The sequence below is a fragment of the Rhizobium halophilum genome, from assembly GCF_021648825.1.
Taxonomy (GTDB): Bacteria; Pseudomonadota; Alphaproteobacteria; order Rhizobiales; family Rhizobiaceae; genus Neorhizobium; species Neorhizobium halophilum.
In genome coordinates this window covers 1-1761 of the sequence record NZ_JAKJHS010000037.1, presented here as the reverse complement: position 1 = coordinate 1761, position 1761 = coordinate 1, and the positions used below count along the sequence as shown (strand labels likewise).

General features: G+C 63.4%; 2 protein-coding genes and 1 pseudogene. All 3 read left to right on the top strand.

Annotation, left to right across the window (positions count from 1 at the left end):
• Positions 1–88: 88 nt before the first annotated feature.
• Positions 89–511 (top strand): annotated as a pseudogene (locus LXM96_RS22010) (hypothetical protein); the annotation flags it as partial.
• Positions 512–867: 356 nt separating this feature from the next.
• Positions 868–1236: a hypothetical protein gene (locus LXM96_RS21500; protein WP_240000594.1), complete on the top strand. Its 369-nt coding sequence runs from the start codon at positions 868–870 to the stop codon at positions 1234–1236.
• Positions 1237–1247: 11 nt separating this feature from the next.
• Positions 1248–1688, top strand: a complete 441-nt coding sequence (locus tag LXM96_RS21495) for a hypothetical protein (protein WP_240000592.1) — start codon at positions 1248–1250, stop codon at positions 1686–1688.
• The last annotated feature ends 73 nt before the right edge of the window (positions 1689–1761 follow it).

Here is a 1761-nt window from a genome sequence, read left to right as displayed (position 1 = left end):
CCTCAGGCGGGAACAGGGTCGCTAACTGGGTGTTCCATCGGTAGCTTTGGCGGATATCGACCGAGGCATGTAAACTCAGGAGGAACCCATGAGACTTGTTACCCCACTTGCACTTGCGACGGCGCTACTCGCCGGAACGGCGCTTTCAGCCTATGCTCAGACCAGCAGCACCGTCGGAACCGGCGGCACGAGCGCGGGCGGCGGAACGTCCAGCAGCACAGTCGGCACAGGCGGCAGCTCTGCAGGGACCACAGACTGCGCTCCCGGCGCCACCGATTGCGGTTCTGGCTCTGCCTCTACCCTTGGCACCGGGGGATCGTCGGCAGGTGGAGGCACTTCCAGCAGCTCCGTCGGCACAGGCGGCTCGGCCGCTGGTTCCGGTGACGGGTCGGGATCTGCCTCGACGCTGGGTACCGGCGGCACCTCCGCGGGCGGCGGTACTGCGAGCAGCTCTGTCGGTACTGGTGGCTCGGCCGCCGGATCCGGTGATGGCGCGGGCTCTGCCTCAACCCTTGGCACGGGTGGAACATCGGCCGGCGGTGGCACCTCAAGCAGCTCCGTCGGGACCGGTGGATCCGCTGCAGGCTCGGCGAGCGGTTCCGGATCGGCTTCCACACTCGGCACCGGTGGCACAAGCGCCGGTGGCGGGACCTCCAGCAGCTCTGTGGGGACTGCCGGGAGTGCCGCTGGCGCGGCTCAGGATGACGTCAGCAACAAGGACTGCCCTCCTGGCCAGGCCAAAAAGGACAATGGCAGCTGCTAACAACTCGCTGGTTGGTTCCGGATCACCGGAACCAACCTCCTAGGGAGGAGATCATGAAAATTCTGCGCACGCTTCACAGCCGACCGCTCGCCTTGCCGCTCATTATGTTCGGCAGCATCGCCATCGCCGCGTCTTCGGAGCAGGTGACACTGGATGACGGCACCACTTGCACGATCATCCACAACGATAACAGCGAGCCTGGAACTACAGGCGGGTTATCCTCGTCTGTGACGGCGGGAGGCGGGAAGGTTTCTGCATCGACAAAAGTTGATGGACAAGCCCGCGCGACAACATCCGGCACGGGATCAACATCATCGGCTGCCGGGTCATCGGCCTCCAGCAGCGGAGCGATATCGAGTTCCAGCTCGTCCGACGGTCACTCTTTCTCAACCGCAAGTATCGTTCAGCCCGACGGCACGGTGATCACCCGTCGGTCGGACGGCACCTGCGACATCACCAAACCGACGAAGTAAAGGGCATTATCATGTATCGTACGAGCCTCCTTGCATCTGCAGCGTCCTTGGCCCTCCTCCTTATTTCTCCGGCACAAGCGCAAGAGTGTGACGCGGCGGGAACGGTGGGAACAGGCGGAAGCGCCGCGGCCGACGGAACGTCGGCAAGCACGCTCGGAACTGCCGGGGCCTGCGTCACCAACGACGGAACCACCTCCTCAATCGCATCCGGCGGAAGCGCCGCTGCGGCCGACGGCAAGACGCAGAGCCGCACGAAGATCAACGAGAACACGAACCAGCTGAAAGCACAATCCAAGGCTCAGGCAATGGACCAGGGCACCTTCAGCAAATCTCAGAGCAAGACACGCGTGAAGGACGGAGAGCTTCAGAGCCGGACCCGCACGATGTCGCACGTCCCTGGAGAGAAACCCTCTATGGATCGCACAGAAAGCAACCTCCTGCTTCCTGAATAGGAGCGAGCTTTGTAAGCCGCTTCGGTCAGAGCCCTGCGTGGACCCTTCAAGTTGTAGGGTGGGTCCGGGCTTC